20 protein-coding genes are annotated in these 23,735 nt (G+C 65.0%); 13 read left to right on the top strand and 7 right to left on the bottom strand.

Going from position 1 to position 23,735, the window contains the following annotated elements; all coding sequences use genetic code 11:
- Positions 1–3 precede the first annotated feature (3 nt).
- A complete protein-coding gene (gene rbfA / locus C7401_RS28280; RefSeq protein WP_112174730.1) occupies positions 4–369 on the top strand; it encodes a 30S ribosome-binding factor RbfA in 366 nt (121 codons plus the stop codon).
- Positions 370–377: 8 nt separating this feature from the next.
- A complete protein-coding gene (truB, locus tag C7401_RS28275) occupies positions 378–1,346 on the top strand; it encodes a tRNA pseudouridine(55) synthase TruB (protein ID WP_112174729.1) in 969 nt (322 codons plus the stop codon).
- A 111-nt stretch (positions 1,347–1,457) separates the two neighbouring features.
- Here truB and C7401_RS28270 read toward each other — a convergent pair whose 3' ends face one another.
- The 4 genes from C7401_RS28270 to C7401_RS28255 form a co-directional block, all read right to left on the bottom strand.
- The gene (locus C7401_RS28270) at positions 1,458–3,026 is read right to left on the bottom strand and encodes a DHA2 family efflux MFS transporter permease subunit (protein WP_112174728.1); all 1,569 of its coding nucleotides are present in this window, start codon (positions 3,024–3,026) and stop codon (positions 1,458–1,460) included.
- Positions 3,027–3,205: 179 nt separating this feature from the next.
- Positions 3,206–4,474, bottom strand: a complete 1,269-nt coding sequence (locus C7401_RS28265; RefSeq protein ID WP_112174727.1) for an EmrA/EmrK family multidrug efflux transporter periplasmic adaptor subunit — start codon at positions 4,472–4,474, stop codon at positions 3,206–3,208.
- Between the two features lie 63 nt (positions 4,475–4,537).
- Complete coding sequence (locus C7401_RS28260) at positions 4,538–6,127, bottom strand: efflux transporter outer membrane subunit (RefSeq protein WP_112174726.1); 1,590 nt, start codon at positions 6,125–6,127, stop codon at positions 4,538–4,540.
- Between the two features lie 89 nt (positions 6,128–6,216).
- Entirely contained in the window at positions 6,217–6,720 is a 504-nt protein-coding gene (locus C7401_RS28255; protein ID WP_112174725.1) for a MarR family winged helix-turn-helix transcriptional regulator, read from the bottom strand.
- 525 nt (positions 6,721–7,245) lie between these two features.
- Here C7401_RS28255 and typA point away from each other — a divergent pair.
- From typA to C7401_RS28225, 6 genes are all read left to right on the top strand, one after another.
- Positions 7,246–9,072 (top strand): translational GTPase TypA, encoded by a 1,827-nt coding sequence (gene typA, locus C7401_RS28250; RefSeq protein ID WP_112174724.1) that lies wholly within the window; start codon positions 7,246–7,248, stop codon positions 9,070–9,072.
- A 339-nt stretch (positions 9,073–9,411) separates the two neighbouring features.
- Positions 9,412–12,276, top strand: coding sequence for a 2-oxoglutarate dehydrogenase E1 component (locus tag C7401_RS28245; protein ID WP_112174723.1), 2,865 nt, complete (start codon positions 9,412–9,414; stop codon positions 12,274–12,276).
- A 106-nt stretch (positions 12,277–12,382) separates the two neighbouring features.
- A complete protein-coding gene (gene odhB / locus C7401_RS28240) occupies positions 12,383–13,654 on the top strand; it encodes a 2-oxoglutarate dehydrogenase complex dihydrolipoyllysine-residue succinyltransferase (protein ID WP_112174722.1) in 1,272 nt (423 codons plus the stop codon).
- Between the two features lie 113 nt (positions 13,655–13,767).
- Positions 13,768–15,198: a dihydrolipoyl dehydrogenase gene (gene lpdA, locus C7401_RS28235; protein ID WP_112174721.1), complete on the top strand. Its 1,431-nt coding sequence runs from the start codon at positions 13,768–13,770 to the stop codon at positions 15,196–15,198.
- A gap of 118 nt (positions 15,199–15,316) precedes the next feature.
- Positions 15,317–16,414, top strand: coding sequence for a cell division protein ZapE (gene zapE, locus C7401_RS28230; protein ID WP_112174720.1), 1,098 nt, complete (start codon positions 15,317–15,319; stop codon positions 16,412–16,414).
- Between the two features lie 166 nt (positions 16,415–16,580).
- Positions 16,581–17,036: a transposase gene (locus C7401_RS28225; RefSeq protein WP_181565715.1), complete on the top strand. Its 456-nt coding sequence runs from the start codon at positions 16,581–16,583 to the stop codon at positions 17,034–17,036.
- A gap of 131 nt (positions 17,037–17,167) precedes the next feature.
- On the opposite strand, the gene C7401_RS28220 is transcribed toward C7401_RS28225, so the two are convergent.
- On the bottom strand, positions 17,168–17,632 hold the full coding sequence (locus tag C7401_RS28220) for a DUF2147 domain-containing protein (RefSeq protein ID WP_224038509.1): 465 nt from the start codon (positions 17,630–17,632) through the stop codon (positions 17,168–17,170).
- Between the two features lie 340 nt (positions 17,633–17,972).
- Between C7401_RS28220 and C7401_RS28215 the strand changes: the two genes are divergently transcribed.
- On the top strand, positions 17,973–18,707 hold the full coding sequence (locus tag C7401_RS28215) for a DUF2968 domain-containing protein (protein ID WP_112174717.1): 735 nt from the start codon (positions 17,973–17,975) through the stop codon (positions 18,705–18,707).
- Between the two features lie 130 nt (positions 18,708–18,837).
- Here the strand turns inward: C7401_RS28215 and C7401_RS28210 are convergent, their stop codons facing one another.
- Entirely contained in the window at positions 18,838–19,026 is a 189-nt protein-coding gene (locus C7401_RS28210) for a hypothetical protein (RefSeq protein WP_112174716.1), read from the bottom strand.
- Between the two features lie 194 nt (positions 19,027–19,220).
- Positions 19,221–19,697, bottom strand: coding sequence for an RNA chaperone Hfq (gene hfq / locus C7401_RS28205; protein ID WP_112174715.1), 477 nt, complete (start codon positions 19,695–19,697; stop codon positions 19,221–19,223).
- Positions 19,698–20,366: 669 nt separating this feature from the next.
- Between hfq and C7401_RS44540 the strand changes: the two genes are divergently transcribed.
- The 4 genes from C7401_RS44540 (at position 20,367) to C7401_RS28190 (ending at position 23,645) form a co-directional block, all read left to right on the top strand.
- Positions 20,367–20,552, top strand: a complete 186-nt coding sequence (locus C7401_RS44540; protein WP_133254609.1) for a hypothetical protein — start codon at positions 20,367–20,369, stop codon at positions 20,550–20,552.
- Positions 20,553–20,564: 12 nt separating this feature from the next.
- A complete protein-coding gene (locus C7401_RS28200) occupies positions 20,565–21,116 on the top strand; it encodes a sigma-70 family RNA polymerase sigma factor (RefSeq protein WP_373864463.1) in 552 nt (183 codons plus the stop codon).
- A complete protein-coding gene (locus C7401_RS28195) occupies positions 21,113–21,973 on the top strand; it encodes an anti-sigma factor family protein (protein ID WP_181565714.1) in 861 nt (286 codons plus the stop codon). Before C7401_RS28200 ends, C7401_RS28195 begins: the two co-directional genes overlap by 4 nt.
- A 70-nt stretch (positions 21,974–22,043) precedes the next feature.
- A complete protein-coding gene (locus C7401_RS28190; protein WP_112174714.1) occupies positions 22,044–23,645 on the top strand; it encodes an FAD-binding oxidoreductase in 1,602 nt (533 codons plus the stop codon).
- The last annotated feature ends 90 nt before the right edge of the window (positions 23,646–23,735 follow it).

Genomic DNA, 23,735 nt, shown 5'->3' with positions numbered 1-23,735 from the left:
ATCATGCCGAAAAAACGTACTTCTCCGAATCGCAACGTGCAGATCGCCGATCAGATCCAGCGCGATCTGTCCGAGCTGATGCGCGAAGTGAAGGATCCGCGCATCGGTCTCGTGACGATCCAGAGCGTGGAGCTCACGCCTGACTACGCCCACGCGAAGGTCTATTTCACGACGCTCACGGGCGACCCGAAAGCCACGCAGGAAGCGCTCAACCACGCGGCCGGGCACCTGCACAACCAGCTTTTCAAGCGCCTGCATATCCACACCGTGCCGACGCTGCACTTCCATTACGACCAGTCGATCGAGCGGGGCGTCGAGATGTCGCGCCTGATCGACGAGGCGAACGCCACCCGCGCGAAGGACGACTGACGCGGGCAATGACGGCATCATCGAAAAAGCATCAAGGCGAGCCGCGTCCGAAGATCCCGCGCCGCCTGCTGGACGGCGTGCTCCTGCTGGACAAGCCCGTTGGCCTGTCCAGCAACGACGCGCTGATTCGCGCGAAGCGTCTTTACCGCGTGAAGAAGGCGGGGCACACGGGCACGCTCGATCCGCTGGCGTCGGGTCTGCTGCCGCTGTGCTTCGGCGAAGCGACCAAGTTCTCGCAGGATCTGCTCGAAGCCGACAAGACCTATGAGGCGACCATGCGCCTCGGCATTCGCACCGCCACCGGCGACGCCGAAGGCGAGGCGATCGAAACGCGCGACGTCGCGTGCGACGAAGCCGCGGTGCGCGAAGCGATGGCGCAATTCGTCGGCGAGATCGTGCAGGTGCCGCCGATGTATTCGGCGCTCAAGCGCGATGGCAAGCCGCTCTACGAATACGCGCGCGCGGGCCAGACGGTCGAGCGTGAAGGGCGCCAGGTGACGATCCTCGCGCTGGAGATGATCGGCTGCGCGCTGCCTGCCGTTCCCGAGGTGACGTTCCGCGTGACGTGCAGCAAGGGCACGTACATCCGCACGCTCGCCGAGGATATCGGCGAGGCGCTTGGCTGTGGCGCGCATCTCGTGATGTTGCGGCGCACGGGCGTGGGCGCGCTCACGCTCGACCATGCGGTGACGCTCGACGCGCTCACCGCCGCCGACGAGCCGGCGCGCGACGCGTGGCTGCGCCCCGTCGATGCGTTGCTCTCGACGTTTCCCAGCGTGACGTTGAATGCCGACGCGGCGCGCCGCTTCACGCATGGTCAGCGTTTGCCGCTCAACGAGCTCGTGCTGGACCGTGCGGTCTGCGAGGCGGCCGAACGTGTGCGTGTGTATGACGAAGGCGGGCGCTTGCTCGGCGTGGCGAAGGCCGCAAACGGCGTGCTCGCGCCCGAGCGGCTGGTGGTGAGCGGCGCGGTCTGAGCGAAGCGCTACGCCGCGCACGCAGCGAAAAAAAGGCACGCCGGTGAAAACCGGGCGTGCCTTTTTTATTATTGGCTTGTTGGCGGTGTCTGTCGCTTCAATGCGCGAGCCTCAATGCGCCGCCGATGCCGCCGCGCCTGCATCGGCACCACCAGCCCGCTCGGGCCGCGTGATCCAGATGAGCGTGATCAGCACGATGAAGATCATCGACGAAATCCAGAACAGGTCGTTCACGCCGAGCTGCGCCGCCTGCTGCGAGAGCATCCGGTCGAACAGGCCGTGCGCCTGCGATGGATCGAGCCCCACGCCGTTCTGGAACTGCTGCATCGACTGGTTGAACACCGGGTTGGTCGGCGTCGCCACTTCGGTCAGGCGCGCGTGGTGGAACGTCGTGCGGTGATCCCACGCGGTTTCGAAGATCGAGGTGCCGATGCCGCCGCACATGATCCGCACGAAGTTCGACAGGCCCGAGGCCGCCGGAATCCGATGCCCCGGCAAGCCAGAGAGCGTGATCGACACGAGCGGAATGAAGAGGCCCGCCATGCCGATGCCCTGAATGAGCGTCGGCAGCGTGAGCGCCCAGGTGTCCACGCCCGTGGTGTACTGCGAGCGCATCCAGAAGCACAGTGCGAACACGATGAAGGCCGTCGTCGCGATATAACGCGGGTCGGTGCGCGGCAGGATCTTGCCCGTGATCGGCGAGAGCATGATCGCGAAGACGCCCACGGGCGCCATCACGATGCCCGCGTCGGTCGCCGTGTAGCCGAGCGTGGTTTGCAGCCATAGCGGCAGCAGCACGAGATTGCCGAAGTAGAGCCCGTAGCCCACCGAGAGCGCGATCGTCGCTCCCGTGAAATTGCGCCGGGCGAACAGCGACAGATCGACCACCGGGTGATCGGCGGTCAGCTCCCACACCACGAAGAACGCGAACGCGACCACGGCCGTGAGCGCGAGCACGACGATCGTGGTGGACGAGAACCAGTCGAGGTCCTTGCCCTTGTCGAGCATCACCTGAAGCGAGCCGACCCAGATGATGAGGAGCGCGAGGCCCACGCCGTCGATCGGCGCCTTCTTCACGACCGAATCGCGGTTGCGGAAGATCGCCCACGTGGCGAGCGCCGCGGCGATGCCCACGGGGATGTTCACGTAGAAGATCCACGGCCACGAGATGTTGTCGGAGATCCAGCCGCCGAGAATCGGACCCGCCACCGGCGCGATGAGCGTGGTCATCGACCACATCGAGAGCGCCATGGGTGCCTTCGCGCGCGGGTAGCTCGCGAGCAGCAGCGTTTGCGAGAGCGGGATCATCGGGCCGGCCACGGCGCCTTGCAGCACGCGCGAGGCGAGCAGGAAGGGCAGCGTGGGCGCGAGGCCGCATAGCCACGACGAGATCACGAACAGGATGATCGACGCCATGAAGAGGCGAACCTGGCCGATGCGCTCGGTGAGCCAGCCGGTGAGCGGCACCGAGATGGCGTTGGCCACCGCGAACGAGGTAATGACCCAGGTGCCCTGGTCCGACGCCACGCCGAGGTCGCCCGAGATCGACGGGATCGAGACGTTCGCGATCGAGGTGTCGAGCACGTTCATGAACACCGCGAGCGACACCGCGATGGTGCCGATCACGAGTTGCGCGCCCTTGAGCGGTGGGTGGACTACGGGTTGTTGTGCTGCTGCCATGGAGTCCTTGGTGGTTGACTTGCCTCGCGCCGCACGACGAAGGCGCGGGCTGACGATGATCAGCCCGCGCCTTCGCGAGTCAGCGAGGGATCAGTGCAATAGCGGAGCGCTGTTCACGCCGACGCGACGCTAACTCAACGCAAAGTTGGCGCGTGGTTGGCGCGAAATTGGCTTCGCAATCAGCCTTTTGCGCCAGCCTTGGCGGCGTGCTCGCTCGCCGGCGACGTCTGCGCGTTTGCGGTAGCGCCGCTCGCCGCGTTGCTGGCTGCCTTGTGCGCGCTCGGGCCGGCGTTCTCGGCGATGATGCGTGCGATTTCCGCGTCGGCTTCCGCGCCGTACTTGGCGAACACGTCGGTCTCGTACACGGTGTTCTGCGCGTTGCCGAGCTGCGTGCCCGAGTCGTTGCGGATGTTCACGTCCACCTGCATCGACAGGCCGATGCGCAGCGGGTGCTTCAGGAGGTCTTCCGGATCGAGCGAGATACGCACCGGCAGGCGCTGCACCACCTTGATCCAGTTACCCGTGGCGTTCTGCGCGGGCAACAGCGAGAAGGCCGAGCCCGTGCCCGCCGAGAAGCCCACCACCTTGCCGTGATAGACCACCGACGAGCCATACACGTCGGCCGTCATCTCGACCGGCTGGCCGATGCGCATGTGCTTCAGTTGCACTTCCTTGAAGTTGGCGTCGATCCACAGCGAGTTCAGCGGCACCACCGACATGAGCGGATTGCCCGGCGAGACGCGCTGGCCCACCTGCACCGAGCGCTTGGCCACGTAGCCCGTGACCGGCGCGGGCAGCGTGTTGCGGGCGTTCGCCAGATAGGCGTCGCGCACCTTCGCGGCGGCGGCTTCCACGTTCGGGTGATTGGCGATGGTCGTGTTCGCGGTCAGCGCGCGGTTCGCGGCGAGTTGCTGCTGTGAGGCTTCGAGCGCGGCTTCGGCGCTGCGCACGGCGTCGCGGGCGTGGGAGATTTCTTCCTGCGAGACGGCGCCCGTTTGCGCGACCTGCATGCGGCGGCGCAGGTCGTCCTGTGCGCGCGAGAGGTCGGACTGACGCTGGGCGACTTGTGCTTCGTACTGGCTGTCGTCGGCGAAAAGGCCGCGCACCTGGCGCACCGTTTGCGCGAGCTGCGCCTCAGTCTGCTCAAGCGTGACGCGCGCGTCGGCCGGGTCGAGCAGCACGAGCGGGTCGCCCACATTCACGGTTTGCGTGTCGTCCGCTTTCAGCGCGATCACCGTGCCGGTGACCTGCGGCGTGATCTGCACGACGTTGCCGTTCACGTAGGCGTCGTCGGTGCTTTCCGTGAAGCGCGCGACGAGGAAGTAGTAGAGGCCGTAGGCAATGGCTGCAATCACGATCACGAGGACAAGCAGCGTCATCATGCGCTTGCGCTTGCCGCTGTTCGCGTTCGGCTGCTGATTGGCCGCCGGTTGCTGGGGGGTGCTCATGGAAGGATCTCCGGATGCTTGCGTGCTGTTCGTTCAGTTTTTGATGTGTGTGCCGCCAGGCGCTCAGTTCGCCGCAGTCGACGCGCTCTGCGCCGGCGCGCGCGCGCCGCGCCACGGCGCGCCGTTCACGTCGCTCTGGCCGCGTGCCTGGCTACCGGCTTCGCTGCCGACGTCGGCGGGCGGCGTGATGTCCGCGGCTTGCGCTTCGAAGCCGCCGCCAAGCGACTTGATGAGCGCCATCTGCTGGTCGCGGCGCTGCGCCTTCAGGTTCGTCACCGTCTGCTCCGCCGCGAGGCGGTTCTGGTCGGCGTTGAGCACCTGAAGCTGCTCGGACAGACCCGCCTTGTAGCGGATCACGGCGAGCTGCCAGGCATTGGTCGACGCGTCGAGCGCACGCTGGGCGTCGACGAGCTGTTTGTCCGCCGAGCGGATCGACGAAACGCCCGTGGCCACATCCTGGAACGCGCCGATGAGCGTCTGGTTGTAGTTCGCCACGTCGAGCTCGAAGTCGGCATAGCGGCCCTTCAACTGCGCGCGCAGGGCGCCCGCGTCGAAGAGCGGCAGATGCACGGCCGGCCCGATGTTCATCTGGCGGCTCGTGAAGTTGAGGAATTTGCCCCAGCCGAACGCATCGAAGCCGAAACCGGCCGCGAGGTTCACGTCGGGATAGAACTCGGCCTTCGCTTCCTTCACGTCGTGCATGGCGGCTTCCACCTGCCAGCGCGCGGCGACGATGTCGGGGCGGCGCGCGACGAGGTCGGCGGGCAGGTTGTTGGGCAGCGCCACGTTCGCAACCGGGTTGAGCACCGGCTGCGCGATTTGCAGGCCGCGGTCCGGACCCTTGCCGAGCAACGCGCCCAGCTGGTAGCGCACGGACTCGATCTGGCCGTCGATCTGCGAGAGGTTGGCCTGGCTCGTCGCGATGTTGCCGTTCGCCGTCTGTTTCTCGACGTTGGTGTCGAGGCCCGCCACCACGCGGCCGTTCGTGATCGTCCCGATGGTCTTGCGGTTGTCGATCTCGTGCACCGCGATGTCGCGCAACGCGTAGAGCTGGGCGAGCTGGTTATAGGTGCGTGCGACCGAGGAGGCGAGCGTCACGCGCGCCTGCTGCATGTCGGCGAGCGCGGCGCGCTGCGAGGAAACGGCTTGCGCGAGGCGCTGACGGTTCTTGCCCCAAAGGTCCAGATCCCACGAGGCGCTCGCGAGCACATTGTTCTCGCTGTACCAGCTGCCGCCGTACGGGGGCGGGAAGAGCGCGTTTTCCGAATACAGCTCGCGAGTCCAGGAGTAGCTCAGGTTGGCCTTCGGATAGAGCGCCGACTTCGAGGTTTCGATGTACGACGACGCCTTGGCGATGCGCGCCTGCGCCTGGGCGATGCTCGGGCTGCCTTCGAGCGCTTCGTCGATCAGCTTCGGCAGTTGCGGGTCGCCGAACTGGCTCGCCCAGTCGAGCGTCGGCCACTGGCCGCCTTGCTCCGGAATGCTCTGCGACGTCTCGAACTGCTGCGGCTGGTCGATGGTCTTGTCGCTCTTGATGCCGATGTAGTTCGCGCAACCCGAAAGGGCGAGCGCCGCGACCGCGGCGGCGACCGCCGCCCGGCCGGACAATGCCCGCACGGCCGGAACTGGCGCAAACTCGGTTTGGGAAGTCATTGCTCGTCTCGATGCGTGAGAAGGTGATGTGATACTGGACGATGCAGCTATTCTCTTGTCTCTTGTTTTCAAATTTGCTTGCCCCGTCATCAATTCGCGGGCGGATTCGGGTTCGCGTTCTGGTTAGCTTCGCAGCTATTCGCGAGAATCCGCCGCAACATGCTCTTCAGGAACCCGACTTCCTCCGGCGTGAAGCCGGTGGACAGATGCTCCGTGACGCTGCGGAAGATCGCGGGCATGCGTGCCGCGATGGCGAGGCCTTCGGGCGTGAGCGCGAGGTGCACCGCGCGGCGGTCCTCGGAGCTGCGCACGCGCTGGAGGAGGCCGCGTTTTTCGAGCCGGTCGACGAGGCGCGTGACCGCGCTCGCGTCGATCCCGTACTCGCGCGCCAGTTCCGCCGCGAGCAGGCACTTGCCGCTTGCCACCATGAAAAGGATGCTGGCCTGCTGGCTCGTCACGCCGAGTTCGGCGACGGCGCGCTGGGTGACCATGTTCGACATCGTCGATTTCACCCGCGAAATCAGGTAGCCGACGCTCTCGCCGAGGTCGTAATCGCGGACTTCGGGCGGGGGCGTGGGAGTCGGATCCGTCATGAGATTCTGCTGCGACTGCAATGGTTGACCAGGCAGGGATTATAGGGGCGGTTAATTGACGCGGCAAGCTTTATTCTGTCTTTGCCGAGAAACCTTTGCAGGGCAGGGGCTTAATCCGGGCCGGGAGCGCATGAGAAAATGCGCGGTGTGCGGCGCGCTGAACCAAGATTTTTCTTAGATTACGCCGACCGGGCTGCGCCGGGGTGTGTCGTCGACCGATCTGGCTGAGCGGCGTCAAGCGTGGAGATTCGGGCTGCGACCCGGCCGCTTGCACCCGCCGTGCCGCATGCGTCGATCGTACCCATCCAGGGTGGCCCCTGATTTGCGCAGGATCATTTCATCTGCGCGTGCTATACTTTCAGGTTCCCAAAAGTGCGTCATCGCAGCGATGCTGAACTGATTCGCCGGAAGCAGGCTGAAAGCAGGCCTGAAGCCGGGCAAAAGCGGATCGGAGCGGCTGCCGCGTGTCCTTGCCGGGCCTGCCAGCAGGGCATGCGCGGCGCACTCAACTGTACCCAGGTTCCTATGTCCCGCGCCCTTCGCAATATCGCCATCATTGCCCACGTCGACCACGGCAAGACCACGCTCGTCGACCAGCTCCTCCGTCAGACCGCCACGTTCCGTGACAACCAGCAGGTCGCCGAGCGCGTGATGGACTCGAACGACATCGAAAAAGAGCGTGGTATCACGATTCTTTCGAAGAACTGCGCGGTCGAGTACGAAGGCACCCACATCAACATCGTCGACACCCCGGGCCACGCCGACTTCGGCGGTGAAGTGGAGCGTGTGCTGTCGATGGTCGACTCGGTGCTGCTGCTGGTCGACGCCGTCGAAGGCCCGATGCCGCAAACGCGCTTCGTGACCAAGAAGGCGCTGGCGCTCGGCCTCAAGCCGATCGTCGTCGTCAACAAGATCGACCGTCCGGGCGCGCGTATCGACTGGGTGATCAACCAGACGTTCGACCTGTTCGACAAGCTCGGCGCGACCGAAGAACAGCTCGATTTCCCGGTGGTCTACGCTTCGGGCCTGAACGGCTACGCTTCGCTGTCGCCGGATGCGCGCGACGGCGACATGCGTCCCCTGTTCGACGCCGTGCTGGAACACGTGCCGGTTCGCGACGCGGATCCGGAGGGCTCGCTCCAGCTCCAGATCACCTCGCTCGACTACTCGGCGTATGTTGGCCGTATCGGCGTGGGCCGTATCAAGCGTGGCCGTATCAAGCCGGGTCAGCCGGTGGCGCTGCGCTTTGGCCCGGAAGGCCAGGTCATGAACCGCAAGATCAACCAGGTGCTGGCGTTCAGCGGCCTGGAGCGCGTGCAGGTCGAAGCGGCTGAAGCCGGCGACATCGTGCTGATCAACGGTATCGAAGACATCGGTATCGGCGCGACCATCTGCGCGGTGGACAACCCCGAAGCGCTGCCGATGATCACGGTGGACGAGCCGACGCTCACGATGAACTTCCTCGTGAACTCCTCGCCGCTCGCCGGCAAGGAAGGCAAGTTCGTGACGAGCCGCCAGATCCGCGACCGTCTGACGAAGGAGCTGAACCACAACGTGGCGCTGCGCGTGAAGGACACGGGCGACGAAACCACGTTCGAAGTGTCGGGCCGCGGCGAACTGCACCTGACCATCCTGATCGAAAACATGCGCCGTGAAGGCTACGAGCTGGCCGTGTCGCGTCCGCGCGTCGTGCTGCACGAAGTCGACGGCGTGAAGCAGGAGCCGTACGAAATGCTGACCGTGGACGTCGAAGACGGCCACCAGGGCGGCGTGATGGAAGAACTGGGCCGCCGTAAGGGCGAAATGCTCGACATGGCGTCGGACGGCCGTGGCCGCACGCGTCTCGAGTACCGCATCCCGGCACGTGGCCTGATCGGCTTCCAGGGCGAGTTCATGACGCTCACGCGTGGCACGGGCCTGATGAGTCACGTGTTCGACGCTTACGGTCCGGTCAAGGACGGTACGCTCGGCGAGCGCCGCAACGGCGTGCTGATCTCGCAGGACGACGGCGCCGCCGTCGCCTACGCGCTGTGGAAGCTGCAAGACCGCGGCCGCATGTTCGTGAAGCCGGGCGACGCGCTGTATGAAGGCATGATCATCGGCATCCATAGCCGCGACAACGACCTCGTCGTGAACCCGATCAAGGGCAAGCAGCTCACCAACGTGCGCGCCTCGGGCACCGACGAAGCTGTGCGTCTCGTTCCGCCGATCCAGATGTCGCTCGAATACGCAGTCGAATTCATCGACGACGACGAACTCGTGGAAGTCACGCCGCAGTCGATCCGCCTGCGCAAGCGTCATCTGAAAGAGCACGAGCGTCGTCGCGCAAGCCGCGAAGGCGCTGCCGAGTAATTAGCAGTCGTATCGCTTTTTTCCGCACTGCAATGCAAACGGACTCACAGGAAAGCCGCCGCTTTACGGGCGGCTTTTTTGCGTCTGGCGGGGATTGCATTGCGGTGCAGGAAGAGAGTGTTGCGAACGCCGCAAAAGCCCATAGGAAAGGGCTTCCAGCGTGGTGTTCGGTCGCATTGCAACCTGTGGTGAGATGCGCATATGCGCTATACTCCGCGGATGCATGATTTAGGTCCTTCCAAGCAGACTTGATTCGCAATCCGCTAAACGGTCAGGCCGTGGCGCGGAAGGTTGAGTAACCCGCTATTTCTCGAGAAACTCGAAGAAAGGTGAGCGTAAATGTCGGAAACGATGAAGCAGTTCCAGCTGAACTCCTATTTGTTCGGCGGCAATGCTCCGTATGTCGAAGAGCTATACGAAGCATATCTTGACAACCCCGCGTCCGTTCCGGACACATGGCGTGAATACTTCGACGCACTGCAAAACGTGCCGTCGTCGAGTGGCACTGCCGACAATGACATCGCCCACGGGCCGATCGTCGAATCCTTCGCTCAACGCGCGAAGGCTAACGCCTTTGTGCCGCGCGGCGGCGGCGAAGACCTCGCCACGGCGCGCAAGCAAGTCTACGTTCAGTCCCTGATTGGCGCGTATCGATTCCTCGGTTCGCAATGGGCGAACCTGGATCCGCTCAAGCGTCGCGAGCGCCCGCCTATCCCCGAACTCGAACCTGCGTTCTACGACTTCACTGAAGCCGATATGGACCAGACGTTCAGCGCCACGAACCTGTATTTCGGTTTCGAGCGCGCGTCGCTGCGCGAGATCGTCAAGGCCCTGCGCGACACGTACTGCGGCACGATCGGCGCCGAGTACATGTACATCAGCGATCCGGAACAAAAGCGCTGGTGGAAGGAACGCCTCGAGTCGATCCGCTCGACGCCGAATTTCGCGAACGACAAGAAGAAGCACATCCTCCAGCGCCTGACGGCTGCTGAAGGTCTCGAGCGCTTCCTGCACACCAAGTACGTCGGCCAGAAGCGCTTCTCGCTCGAAGGCGGCGAGTCCTTCATCGCCGCGATGGACGAAGTCGTCCGTCACGCAGGCGCGAAGGGCGTGCAGGAAATCGTCATCGGCATGGCCCACCGTGGCCGTCTGAACGTGCTGGTCAACACGCTCGGCAAGATGCCGGCTGACCTGTTTGCCGAATTCGAAGGCAAGCACGTCGACGACCTGCCGGCAGGCGACGTGAAGTACCACAAGGGCTTCTCGTCGGACGTCGCAACCGAAGGCGGCCCGGTCCACCTGTCGCTCGCGTTCAACCCGTCGCACCTCGAAATCGTCAACCCGGTGGTCGAAGGTTCGGCGAAGGCCCGTATGGATCGCCGCGGCGACGACAACGGCCTGCAAGTGCTGCCGGTGCAGATCCACGGCGACGCCGCCTTCGCAGGCCAGGGCGTCGTGATGGAAACGCTGAACCTCGCGCAAACGCGCGGTTACGGCACGCACGGCACGCTGCACATCGTCATCAACAACCAGATCGGCTTCACGACGTCGGACCCGCGCGATGCGCGCTCGACGCTCTACTGTACCGACGTGGTCAAGATGATCGAAGCGCCGGTGCTGCACGTGAACGGCGACGATCCGGAAGCGGTCGTGCTGGCTATCCAGCTCGCAGTCGACTTCCGCACGCAGTTCCACAAGGATGTCGTGGTCGACATCATCTGCTTCCGCAAGCTCGGCCACAACGAGCAGGACACGCCGGCGGTCACGCAGCCGCTCATGTACAAGACGATCGCGAAGCACCCGGGCACCCGTGCGCTGTACGCCGAGAAGCTCGTGCAGCAGGGCGTGATCACGGCTGAAGACGGTGATAACTACGTCAAGGCCTACCGCGCCGCGATGGACGAAGGCCACCACACGGTCGACCCCGTGCTCTCGAACTACAAGAGCAAGTACGCGGTGGACTGGGTTCCGTTCCTGAACCGCAAGTGGACCGACGCCGCCGACACGGCCGTGCCGCTCGCCGAACTCAAGCGTCTGGCTGAGCGCATCACCACGGTCCCTGAGAACTTCAAGGTTCACCCGCTGGTCGAGCGCGTCATCAACGACCGCCGCGCGATGGGCAAGGGTGAAGCGAAGCTCGACTGGGGCATGGGCGAGCACCTCGCGTTCGCGTCGCTGGTCGCTTCGGGCTACGCTGTTCGCCTGACGGGCCAGGATTCGGGCCGTGGCACGTTCACGCACCGTCACGCCGTTTTGCACGACCAGAACCGCGAGCGTTGGGACGACGGCACGTACGTGCCGCTGCAAAACATCGGCGAGAACCAGGCGCAGTTCACGGTGATCGACTCGGTGCTGTCGGAAGAGGCCGTGCTCGGCTTCGAATACGGCTACTCGACCGCCGAGCCGAACACGCTCGTCGCGTGGGAAGGCCAGTTCGGCGACTTCGTCAACGGTGCGCAGGTCGTGATCGACCAGTTCATCTCGTCGGGCGAAGTGAAGTGGGGCCGCGTGTCGGGTCTCACGATGCTGCTGCCGCACGGCTATGAAGGTCAGGGTCCGGAGCACTCGTCGGCACGTATCGAGCGTTTCCTGCAACTGTGCGCCGAGCACAACATGCAGGTCGTTCAGCCGACCACGCCGGCTCAGATCTTCCACGTGCTGCGTCGCCAGATGATCCGCCTGTTCCGCAAGCCGCTCATCATCTTCACGCCGAAGTCGCTGCTGCGTCACAAGGAAGCCGTGTCGGACCTGTCCGAACTCGCGAAGGGCACGTTCCAGCCGGTCATCGGTGAAGTGGACGAGTCGATCGACGCGAAGAAGGTCAAGCGCGTGGTCGCCTGCTCGGGCCGCGTGTACTTCGACCTCGTCGCACACCGCCGCGAAGCAAAGGCGAACGACGTCGCGATCATCCGTATCGAACAGCTCTATCCGTTCGCGCACAAGCAGTTCGAAGCGGAGCTGAAGAAGTACGACAACGCGACCGAAGTGGTGTGGGTGCAGGACGAGCCGCAGAATCAAGGCCCGTGGTTCTACATCGAGCACCACCTGAAGGAAGGCATGAAGGAAGGCATGAAGCTCGCGTACAGCGGCCGTCCTGCTTCCGCCTCGCCGGCCGTCGGCTACTACGCGAAGCACTACGAGCAGCAGAAGGCGCTGATCGAAGGTGCGTTCGGCCGCCTGAAGGGCGCGCAGGTCGCGAAGTAAGCACTAGAGCAACCGAACCGGGAAAGCCTTGTGCTTTCCCGCGCTCACGTGCGCGACCCGGTTCGTCTTACGGGGAAGTCCCCGATAAAGTATTCAGGAAAATCACATGGCTATCGTAGAAGTCAAGGTCCCGCAGTTTTCGGAGTCGGTGTCGGAAGGCACGATGCTCCAGTGGAAGAAGAAGCCGGGCGAAGCTGTTGCCCAGGACGAAGTCGTCATCGAGATCGAAACCGATAAGGTCGTGCTCGAAGTGCCCGCACCGTCAGCCGGCGTGATGGCCGAGATCCTGGTGGGCGACGGCGCAACCGTCACGAGCGAGCAGTTGATCGCGAAGATCGACACGGAAGCCAAGGCTGGCGCCGCTGCGGCTCCCGCAGCCGCCGCCGCTCCGGCTGCTGCCGCGGCTCCCGCAGCACCGGCCGCCGCAGCCGCCGCATCGACGGCAAGCAGCAACGTGGCATCGCCCGCAGCGACCAAGCTGATGGCGGAGAAGGGTCTGTCCGGCGGCGACGTCGCCGGCACGGGCCGTGACGGCCGCATCACGAAGCAGGACGTGCTCGGCGCAGGCGCACCGAAGGCCGCTCCCGCAGTCGCACCGGCTGCGAAGTCGGCTGCTGCCGCCAAGCCGTCGCTGCCGCAAGTCAGCGCGCCGGCTTCGGCTGCGAACTGGCTCAACGACCGTCCGGAGCAGCGCGTGCCGATGTCGCGTCTGCGCGCGCGTATCGCCGAGCGTCTGCTCGAGTCGCAGCAAACCAACGCCATCCTCACGACGTTCAACGAAGTGAACATGGCGCCGGTCATGGACCTGCGCAACAAGTACAAGGACAAGTTCGAGAAGGAACATGGCGTGAAGCTCGGCTTCATGTCGTTCTTCGTGAAGGCGGCGGTTCACGCGCTGAAGAAGTTCCCGCTCGTCAACGCGTCGATCGACGGCAACGACATCGTCTACCACGGCTACTTCGACATCGGTATCGCTGTCGGCTCGCCGCGCGGTCTGGTGGTGCCCATCCTGCGTAACGCAGACCAGATGAGCCTCGCCGACATCGAGAAGAAGATCGCCGAATTCGGCCAGAAGGCCAAGGACGGCAAGCTCTCGATCGAAGAAATGACGGGTGGTACGTTCTCGATCTCGAACGGCGGCGTGTTCGGCTCGATGCTGTCGACCCCGATCATCAACCCGCCGCAGTCGGCGATCCTGGGCGTGCACGCGACCAAGGAACGCGCCGTGGTGGAGAACGGCCAGATCGTCATCCGTCCGATGAACTACCTCGCGATGTCGTACGACCACCGCATCATCGACGGCCGCGAAGCCGTCCTGTCGCTGGTCGCGATGAAGGACGCGCTGGAAGATCCGGCTCGCCTGCTGCTCGATCTGTAAAACGCGTTGTAGCGCGAGCCTCGCTCGCGCATCCAGTCTCACACTGAGCGCTGCGCGCGCGGACTCCGGAAGCCGGGGTCCGCGCGCCGCGCTCACGTATCGAAAGGATGACCATGTCCAAAGAATTTGACGTCGTCGTGATCGGCGCCGGCCCCGGCGGCTATATCGCGGCGATCCGCGCCGCGCAGCTCGGCAAGTCGGTTGCGTGTATCGAAAAGTGGAAGAACCCGGCCGGCGCGCTGAAGCTCGGCGGCACCTGCCTGAATGTGGGCTGCATTCCGTCGAAGGCGCTGCTCGCTTCGTCGGAAGAGTTCGAGAACGCCCAGCACCACCTGGCCGACCACGGCATCAGCGTGGGCGACGTGAGCATCGACGTTACGAAGATGCTCGGCCGCAAGGAAGCCATCGTCGAGAAGATGACGAAGGGTATCGAGTTCCTGTTCCGCAAGAACAAGATCACGTGGCTCAAGGGCCACGGCAAGTTCACCGGCAAGAACGACGCCGGCGTGCAGATCGAAGTGAGCGGCGAAGGCGAAACCGAAGTCGTGACGGCGAAGAACGTCATCATCGCGACGGGCTCGAAGGCGCGCCATCTGCCGGGCATGCCGGTCGACAACAAGATCATCGCCGACAACGAAGGCGCACTCTCGTTCGACACCGTGCCGAAGAAGCTGGCCGTGATCGGTGCCGGCGTGATCGGTCTGGAACTGGGTTCGGTGTGGCGCCGTCTGGGCGCGGAAGTGACCGTGCTCGAAGCGCTGCCGGAATTCCTCGGCGCCGCTGACCAGGCGCTCTCGAAGGAAGCTGCGAAGCTCTTCAAGAAGCAGGGTCTCGACATTCACGTCGGTGTGAAGGTGGGCGAAGTGAAGGCCACCGACAACAACGTCACGATCAACTACACGGACAAGGACGGCAACGCGCAAGTGCTCGAAGCCGACCGCCTGATCGTGTCGGTTGGCCGCGTGCCGAACACCGACAACCTCGGTCTCGAAGCGATCGGCCTGAAGGCCAACGAGCGCGGCTTCATCGACATCGATGACCACTGCGCAACGGCGGTGCCGAACGTGTACGCGATCGGCGACGTGGTGCGTGGCCCGATGCTCGCGCACAAGGCCGAAGACGAAGGCGTGCTGGTTGCCGAAATCATCGACGGCCAGAAGCCGCACATCGACTACAACTGCATTCCGTGGGTGATCTACACCGAACCGGAAATCGCATGGGTCGGCAAGACGGAACAGCAACTCAAGGCCGAAGGCCGCGACATCAAGACGGGCCAGTTCCCGTTTATGGCGAACGGCCGCGCACTCGGCATCAACAAGGCCGACGGCTTTGTGAAGATGATCGCCGACGCGAAGACCGACGAGCTGCTCGGCGTGCACATCATTTCGGCCAACGCATCGGACCTGATCGCGGAAGCCGTGGTGGCGATGGAATTCAAGGCCGCCGCCGAAGATATCGGCCGCATCTGCCATCCGCACCCGTCGCTGTCCGAAGTCATGCGCGAAGCTGCACTCGCCACTGACAAGCGCGCACTCAACATGTAAGCGCGAGAGGCAGGGCGGCCGTTTTATCGACGACCGCTTGGCCTCGAAGTACCTTGCATCACGTACGGAGGCGGGTGGGCTTTAGCCCTCCCGCCTTTCCTCATTTGCGGCCCAGAAAATGAACGTCACCGAATACTACGAAAACGAATTGCAGAAACGGGGATACAAGCCCGATACGGCGCAACGTGTCGCGATCGACCGGCTGCAACGGTGCTACGACGAATGGGCTGCATACAAGTCGCGCCGCTCGAATGCGTTCTGGAAGCTCATCAACCATCCGGATCTGCCGCGCGGCGTCTACATGTGGGGCGGCGTGGGGCGCGGCAAGAGCTTCCTGATGGACAGCTTCTATGCCGTCGTGCCGCTACAGCGCAAGACGCGTTTGCACTTTCACGAATTCATGCGCGAGGTGCACCGTGAGCTCGAAGAGCTCAAGGGCACGGCCGATCCGCTCGACGAACTCGCGCGCCGCATTGCGAAGCGGTATCGCCTGATCTGCTTCGACGAATTCCACGTCTCGGATATCGCCGACGCGATGATCCTCTATCGCCTGCTGGACGGTCTGTTCAAGAACGGCGTGCAGTTCGTGATGACGTCCAACTACGATCCCGATCTGCTTTATCCCGACGGCTTGCATCGCGACCGCATGCTGCCCGCCATCGAGTTGCTCAAGAGCAAGCTCGACGTGCTGAACGTCGATGCGGGCATCGACTACCGGCAGCGCACGCTCGCGCAGGTCGAGGTCTATCACACACCGCTGGGCGCGGCGGCGGACAAGGCGCTGCGTCACTCGTTCGCGGAGCTGGCCGCGGTGCCCGACGAAAGCCCGTTGCTGCGCATCGAGAAGCGCGAACTCAAGGCGTTGCGCAAGGCCGATGGCGTCGTGTGGTTCGATTTCGCCACGCTGTGCGGCGGGCCGCGCTCGCAGAACGACTACCTGGAACTGGCAAGCCGCTTCCACGCCGTGATCCTCTCCGGCGTGCCGCAGATGACGCCGCGCATGCAGTCCGAAGCGCGCCGCTTCACCTGGCTCATCGACGTGTTCTACGACCACAAGGTCAAGCTGCTGATGTCGGCCGCGGTGCCGCCGGAGGAGCTTTATGTGGAAGGCCCGATGGCCAACGAGTTCACGCGCACGGTGTCGCGCATCGTCGAAATGCAGTCGAAGGAATATCTCGAAACGCCGCGTCGTATCGTCGATACGGCCCTGACCTGACTGTAAAAGAACGCAATTGAGGTGGGCAGCCAGGGCGCATCCGTTGCGATGCGCCTGTCGCAATAAAGCGTTGCCGCACCTTTTTCAAGATTCGGACTCGTCTGATATGGACGGCGGGGGCGAGTGGATATCGTTTGTCAGTACAGCTTCTGACAAAGGACCTTCCATGACTCCGCATCGCGATATTACCGACGACGAATGGCAGCGCGTGATGCTGCTCCTGCCCGAACTGCGCCCGCGCACCGAATTGCGCGGCCGCCCGCTCGCCAACACGCGCTCGGTACTCAACGGCGTACTGTGGGTCATGTATAGCGGGGCGACCTGGTCGGCCATGCCGCGCCGCTACCCGTCGTATCAAACCTGCCATCGGCGTTTCAAGGCCTGGCACGACGAAGGCGTGCTCAAGCGCGTGATGGGCGAGCTTTTCGGCGAAGAGGGCGAGACATTGTGCGACACCATTGAAACGCGCATGCGCCGCCACGCGACCCGTGACGAAAAGGCCGCACGTCGTCAGGAGGCGGCGCGCAACGTGCCCCGCAATTCTCCGTTCGTGCCGACTGCGCCGGCGGCCTCGCCGTTGCAGCCGTTCAACTATCGCTCGGTGTATCGCCATACGGCGTAATGCCGCCGCGAGGCACGGCGCGTGGTGACGCGTCGCGCCTCGCATTCATCCGTACACGCTTCGTCTCTCAGGGTCCCTTGCCGGTTTGCGCACCGGCTTGCGGGCCATTCACGCCACGGATCCCACCGGTCTTACTGCTGACGCACCCAGGTCTGCGAACGGCCGAGCAGCGAAATGCCCATATAGCCGCGCACCACGAGTTTCTGGCCGCCGTCCTCGGTGTGCATCTTGCAGCGGTACACCTTGCCGTTCTCGGGGTCGAGAATGTGGCCGCCATCCCAACCTTCGCTGGTCTTCTTCATGCTGTCGATGATCGTCATGCCGAGGATCAACTGATCCTTGCGCGAGTCGGTGCACGCCGTGCAGCGGCGCTCAGGCTGATCGTTGGCGCTTAGCCCCTTGATGACCTTGCCGCTCAGCTCGCCGTTGGCGTCCGCGCTGATCTGCACGAGCGCCTTCGGTTGGCCGGTATGGTCGTCGATGGTCTGCCAGACGCCCACCGGCGAGTCCGTTTGCGCATGTGCGGCGAGGGCGCCGCACAGCAGGGCGCTCGCCAGCGCGAAATGGCGCGCGGCGCGACCCATGAATCGGTTCATGTCTTCCTCCACTGATGTTGTTTGTGATGTCGATACAGCCCGCGCGGCGCGTGTGGTGCGCCGAGGGTCAGGGCAGGATACTGGAAAGCACCGTGTGCGTTTGAGAGTAGGAACTCTAGTTTGAGCGGGCGCATCTGTGCGCGCAGCCGCCTGCTTGCCGCGCTGGATCAAAACGGCTGGAGACGCAAGGACACGGCGCAATTCTTCGGAAATTCCCGCAAAGTGTTGTAGGAAAAGATACGCAAGCGCCAAATTTTCGACGAGGATCCCGAAATCCGTGAAAGTGAGTAATAATTGTGCCGATTTGTAAAAATTAGAACTGTTCAAAGCAGGTTACTACATGGACTACAAGTGGAGAGTGCGTCGCATCGCCTTGGCCGCACTGGTGTTGATCGGGGGAATGGGTACGGGTTGCGCACAGACGCCACCTGACAATTCAGCAACAGCAGCGCCCGTGGCGCAAACCAGCGGCGCGCCGGTGGCGCAGGACGAGCAGGCAGCGGCACCTGCGCAGGTGCAGGCCGCGAGCCAGGCAACCACGCTCACGCCCGAGGAAGCGAAGCAGAATGCGGCGGGCAACGTGGCCGAGTTGCAGCAGATGCTGCGCAATTCGGAACTCAGCGAACTGCGCACGACCTACAACGGCTCATATGGGGCGAGCCTGCTGTTCTACGGCAAGGAAATGACGTACTACGTCACGCTGTTCCAGAACAAGACGTTCTGGCGCGTGATCAAGACGAGTGACGAGACGCGCGCCGAAGGGATCTATCGCGACTTCGCGCAGAAGACCGCGCAACTTGCCGAAGTGGAGATCCGCCGCACGCGCCTCGAAGCGCAGAAAGCGTTCACCGACCGCATGATCGCGCTCACCCAGGACCACGCGAACCGGCTCCAGGCCGATCTGGCCGTGGCACGCGAGCAGCAGGCGCTCGTCGCCGACCAGCAGAAGCAGACCCGCGATCAGGCCAATTCGCTTCAGGCCCAGAAGTCGGCGGCCCAGGCGCAGCTGCGCACGGTGCAGCGCCAGGTGCGCGAGCTTCAGCAGCAGGTGGAAGGCGGCTTGCCGATCCGCTGATCGGTCTTGCTGTCGGCGCGAGGGCGCAAGGAGTCAAACAAAAAGGCGGAGCGTTCATCAGGGCGCACCGCCTTTTTTTCATGGGCGATTTCCGTGCGCAACGCAGCGCGCCAACGCGCGCGTCCGGCGCTCAGTGCTTGCCGTGACGATGGCTGTCGTGCCCTTTGTGGGATTTGTCGGAAGATTGCGGTTTGGGCTGCGAGGCGGCCGGCTTCGGATCGATGGCGACGGGGTCGCTTGCCGGGAAGGTTTCTTCGAGGGCCTCGTCGAGCGGATCGTCCTGCGAGGGTTGCGGGGTCTTCGGCTTGGAAGCGCTCATGGTGGTCTCCGTAGCGAGATGCGTCACGCTCAGAATAACGCAAAGGCCGGAACCATGATGGCAAGGAGCTTGCGGAGGCGGGGAGGAGGCGAAAGCGCTTGCGCCGCGCGCAAGCAAGCGGGCGCGCCGAGGCGCGCCCATTCTGTTGAAATCCGGCCGGTGGCGACTGTTAGCGCGCCAGTCGGCGCGCAGGCTTAGCTGTTGCCGGAGCCTTCGCCGCCGTTGCCGTTGCCGCCGTTGTTCACGGCGCCATACAGCCGGCGGCGGCGCGTGACGACGACCGGGCCGTCTTGAGCCGGGCGGTCGCCGCCGGACGGCGCCGACCAGTTCTCGCGCGGTTCACGGGGTTCACGCGGCTCTCTTTGCTCGCGCGGACCGTGGCCGCCATGGCTGCCGTGAGGGCCGCGGCTCGTATGCTCGCCGTGCGAGCTGCGAGCGCCGCCGGGGCGCGGACCCGGACGGGTGCCGGTGTCGAGCTGGATAGTGGAGATGGCGCGCTTGTAGATGCCTTGCAGGCCGACGGGCGTGCGCAGCATCACCAGGTACTGATCGAACGACTCGATGCATCCGGTCAGGCGAATGCCGTTGACCAGATAAATTTCGACGCGCTTTCTTTCCTTTCGCGCGGCGTTCATGAAGTCGTTTTGCGGGTGCGATTCTGCGGAAGGCATGGACTAGATTTGGCCAGGCGGCGCAATGCCGCAATCAGTTGGAAACGTTTGCTCGCCGCGATTCTACCTTGTGTCGGCGAAGCGCGCGTGCAGGGGAGTAAGCTTACTGCACAACTATACCGGCTGGCGGCCGCAGCCGCAGATTCACGAAAAATGCAGCGTTGCGTCCCTTGTCGTTGGCCGCCGCAAAGCGGGCGCGTCCCGATGACAGGTTTCGCTACGCGGCGACGGCATTTTCAAGGGCGCGCGCGGCGACGATCAACGATTGTGCCGCGTGTGACATCGTGACATAACGCCGCACATCCGCCTGCCCATTTGCCCACTGATTTGCCTGCTCATCCGCCTATTCAGACAGCGTAGTTCATGAAGACGCAGCATGCTCAACGGATTCGAGTGCCAGGCGCCTTGATCATCGTCGGATGATTTTCACGGTTCGTGCGCATTGCGTTCCGTGCGGCGGCGCACGTGGCGGCATGCAACGTTGCGTAACGGCGCGCAACGCAATGCGCACCGTTGCCGTGCGGTCCGTTCGCGCCTGCGAAATCTCCGCTTGCACGGAATAAGCACGCCCTCAGCGACGTTTAACACGATATCGACCCTGCCTCGGGAGCGCGCGCCGGTGCGGCGCGCGGCCGTCGTTTCTCAAGCTCTCCCAGGCAAATGGGCCGCATGCCCGACGCAACCCCGGTGGAGGCGATCATGAAGCGGTTTCGCATGTTTCTTGCATGTCTCATGTGTGCGGCGCTGGCCGGGATATCGGGAGCCGGGCTTGCCGCGTGCAGCGACATGAACTCGGGCGGGTCGTCGAGCGGATCAAGCGGCTCGAGCGGTTCGGCAAGCGGCGGCGGCTACTGAGCGGCGCGCGGCGTGTTGCGCCATCCGTCGCCCGAATTCGAAGCGCAGGTCGTGGCGCAGCTTGCGCCCATGCGCCGCTATGCGCGCGCGTTGACCGGCGATGCCGCCTGGGCCGACGATCTCATGCAGGACGCCGCCGAGCGCGCTCTCTCGCGCTGGACGTCATTTCGCCCGCAAAGCAACTTGCGCGCATGGCTGTTCACGATCCTGCGGCATCTCTATATCGACCAGTTGCGCGGACGCCGCGAGATCGCCGTCGACGACGAAGCGGCGCCGTGGCGCGCGCTCGAAGCGCCGCACGGCGAGGTGGACGGCCTCGTGCTGCGTGACCTGCAACGCGCGCTCTACGCGTTGCCCGCGGCACAGCGCGAGGTGCTGCTGCTCGTGTGCGTGGAGGAGTTGAGTTACGGCGAGGCGTCGGCAGTGCTCGGCGTGCCGCCGGGTACGGTGATGTCGCGCCTTTCGCGGGCGCGCGAACATCTGCGCGCGCTGCTCGATACAGGGCCGGCGCAGGACGGCGCAAAACACACGGCGTCGCTCAGGGTGGTGGGGACGATGCGATGAACGACGACGATCTCGGCCACGAGCACGAAGGCGCGACGCCGCAGGAAGAGGCGATTTCGATGCTGGGTGCTTTCGTCGACGGAGAATTGCCGCCGGGCGACCGTGCGGCGCTGGAGGCGCGCCTTGCGGCCGACCCGCAGGCGGCGGCGCGCGTCGCCGCCTATCGGGCGCAAAAGGCCGCGCTCCAGGCCTTATGCGCGGGCGAGCGCGCCGGGCCCGATGCGCCCAATGCCCCCGATGCCGCGCCCGCCGTGCTGGTACTGCGGGCGCGAGCGCCGTGGTGGTGGCGCGCGGGCATCGCGGCGGCCTGGGTGTGCGTGGGCGCGGGGCTCACGGCGGCCGTGATGGCGCTTGCGCCCCGGCTCGCGCCGGATCTCGCGCCGGGCGTGATCGCGCGCATCGAAACGTCCGAGTCTCCCGAAGCCTTCGCGCGCCGCGCCGACGTGGCCTACGCGGTCTATTCGCCGGAGCAGCGCCATCCCGTCGAAGTGGGCGCGGCCGACGAAGCGCATCTGATCGCGTGGCTCTCGAAACGGCTCGGCAAGCCGCTCACCGCGCCGTCGCTGGCGGAGTACGGCTACGCATTGGTGGGCGGCCGTCTGCTGCCCGGCAATCGGGGGCCTGCCGCGCAATTCATGTACGAGAACGACGCGGGCGAGCGCCTCACGCTCTACGTGGGCAGCTCGCGCGCGGACCGCGATGCCGTGCGGCTCCTGCGCGACGGCAACCGCCGCACGTTCTACTGGAGCACCGATCGCACGGGCTACGCGCTCTCGGGCCCGCAGACCGAGCCGAAGCTGCGCGAGATCGCGTTCGACGTGTGCGGTGCGCTGGGCGGCAAGCCCGGGCAGTGGTGAGCGGCGAGGGGGACGTCATGCTCGTCGCGCGCTTCGCATCGCTTATCCGTTCCGTTGGCGGAGCGCGCCGATGAGCGCCGCGCGCCCCTTGCCGCCCGGTATCGACGAGGCCCGCTTCGAGCGTGCGCTCGCCGCGTTCGAGAGCATTGTCGGCGCGCCGAACGTGTGCCGTGGCGGCGCGTCGCTCGAACCGTATTTCGACCCGTTCGTGCCGCTTGCCGATGCACATGCGTTCGCGCCGTCGGCCGCGATCCTCCCCGCGGGCGTCGAGGAGATCCGCGCAATCCTGCGCGTCGCCAATGAAACGCGCGTGCCGCTCTGGACCGTCTCCACGGGCCGCAACTTCGCCTATGGCGGCGCCGCGCCGCGTCTCGCGGGCTCGGTCGTGCTCGACCTGCAACGCATGAACCGCATTCTCGAAGTGGACGAGCGGCTCGCGTGGGCGCGCGTCGAGCCCGGCGTGAGCTACTTCGACCTGCACGCGCACCTGCGCGAACAGCACCTGCGCCTGTGGGTCGATCCACCCGCGGCCGGTTGGGGCAGCGTGGTCGGCAACACGCTCGAACGCGGCTTCGGCTCCACGTCCTATGGCGACCACGCGGCGGCGCAGTGCGGCATGGAAGTCGTGCTCGCCAACGGCGATGTCGTGCGCACCGGCATGGGCGCCATCGAGAACGGCACCGCCTGGCAGCTTTACAAGCCCGGTTACGGTCCCTCGTTCGATGCGCTTTTCATGCAATCGAACTACGGCGTCGTCACGAAGATGGGGCTCTGGCTGATGCCCGCGCCGCAGGCCTTCGTGATCGGCGAGATCCAGTTCGCGCGCGAGGACGATCTCGGCGTGATCGTCGATACGCTGCGTGTGCTTCAGCTCGACGGCACGCTTGCCCAACACGCGGTGATCGAAGGCGTGATCCGGCGCGCGGCGAGCATCGCGCCGCGCGCGCGCTGGTACGGGGGCGATGGGCCGATGCCCGAGCCGGCCGTTGCCGCGATGCAGCGCGATCTGGGCGTGGGGCGCTGGAACCTGCACTACGCGCTGTATGGCGCGCCCGAGGTGATCGACGTGCAGCGCGTCATGGTCGAGCGGGCGTTCGGCGCGGTGCCCGGCGTCAGTTTCGCGGCGCGGCGTTACGCACAGGGCGACGAGCCACAAGGCGGCGGCGACCGTAATCTCGCGGGTATTCCGGCCATGAGCGCCTTTCGCATGCTCGACTGGCTCGGCGAAGAAGGCGGGGAGGGCGAGGGCGCTCACGTGGACTTTTCGCCGCTGTGTCCGGCCGACGGCCGCGACGCGCTGCGTCAGTACGCGCTCGTGAAGGCGCGCGCGGCCGAATACGGCTTCGATTACTACGGTGGCTTCACGGCGGCGGGGCGCCATCTGCATCACGTGTTCGCGGCGATTTTCGCGCGCACTCGCCGCGACGATGCCGCGCGTGCGGGCGACCTGCTGCGCGCGCTGATGAGCGATGTGGGCGCGGCCGGCTACGGTGTGTACCGCTCGCATCTCGTCTACATGGATTACGCCGCCGCGCAGTACGGCTTCAACGACGGCGCGCTGCTGCGTCTCGCGCAGACGGTGAAAGACGCGCTCGATCCGCAGGGCGTGCTTTCGCCGGGCAAGCAAGGCGTGTGGCCCGCGGCGTGGCGCGCGCAACGCGGTTACACCTGACGGATGGGCGGGACGACTGCACGAGGACTGCGGGAGGACGCGATGGACCGGCGAGCTTTTCTCCGCGACGCGGGCGCGATGGCGCTGGGC

Origin of the sequence: Paraburkholderia unamae, from assembly GCF_003268775.1 — a bacterium.
Taxonomy (GTDB): Bacteria; Pseudomonadota; Gammaproteobacteria; order Burkholderiales; family Burkholderiaceae; genus Paraburkholderia; species Paraburkholderia unamae.
Note: the sequence above shows the minus strand (reverse complement) of the source record. Positions and strands in the feature narration are given on the sequence as shown.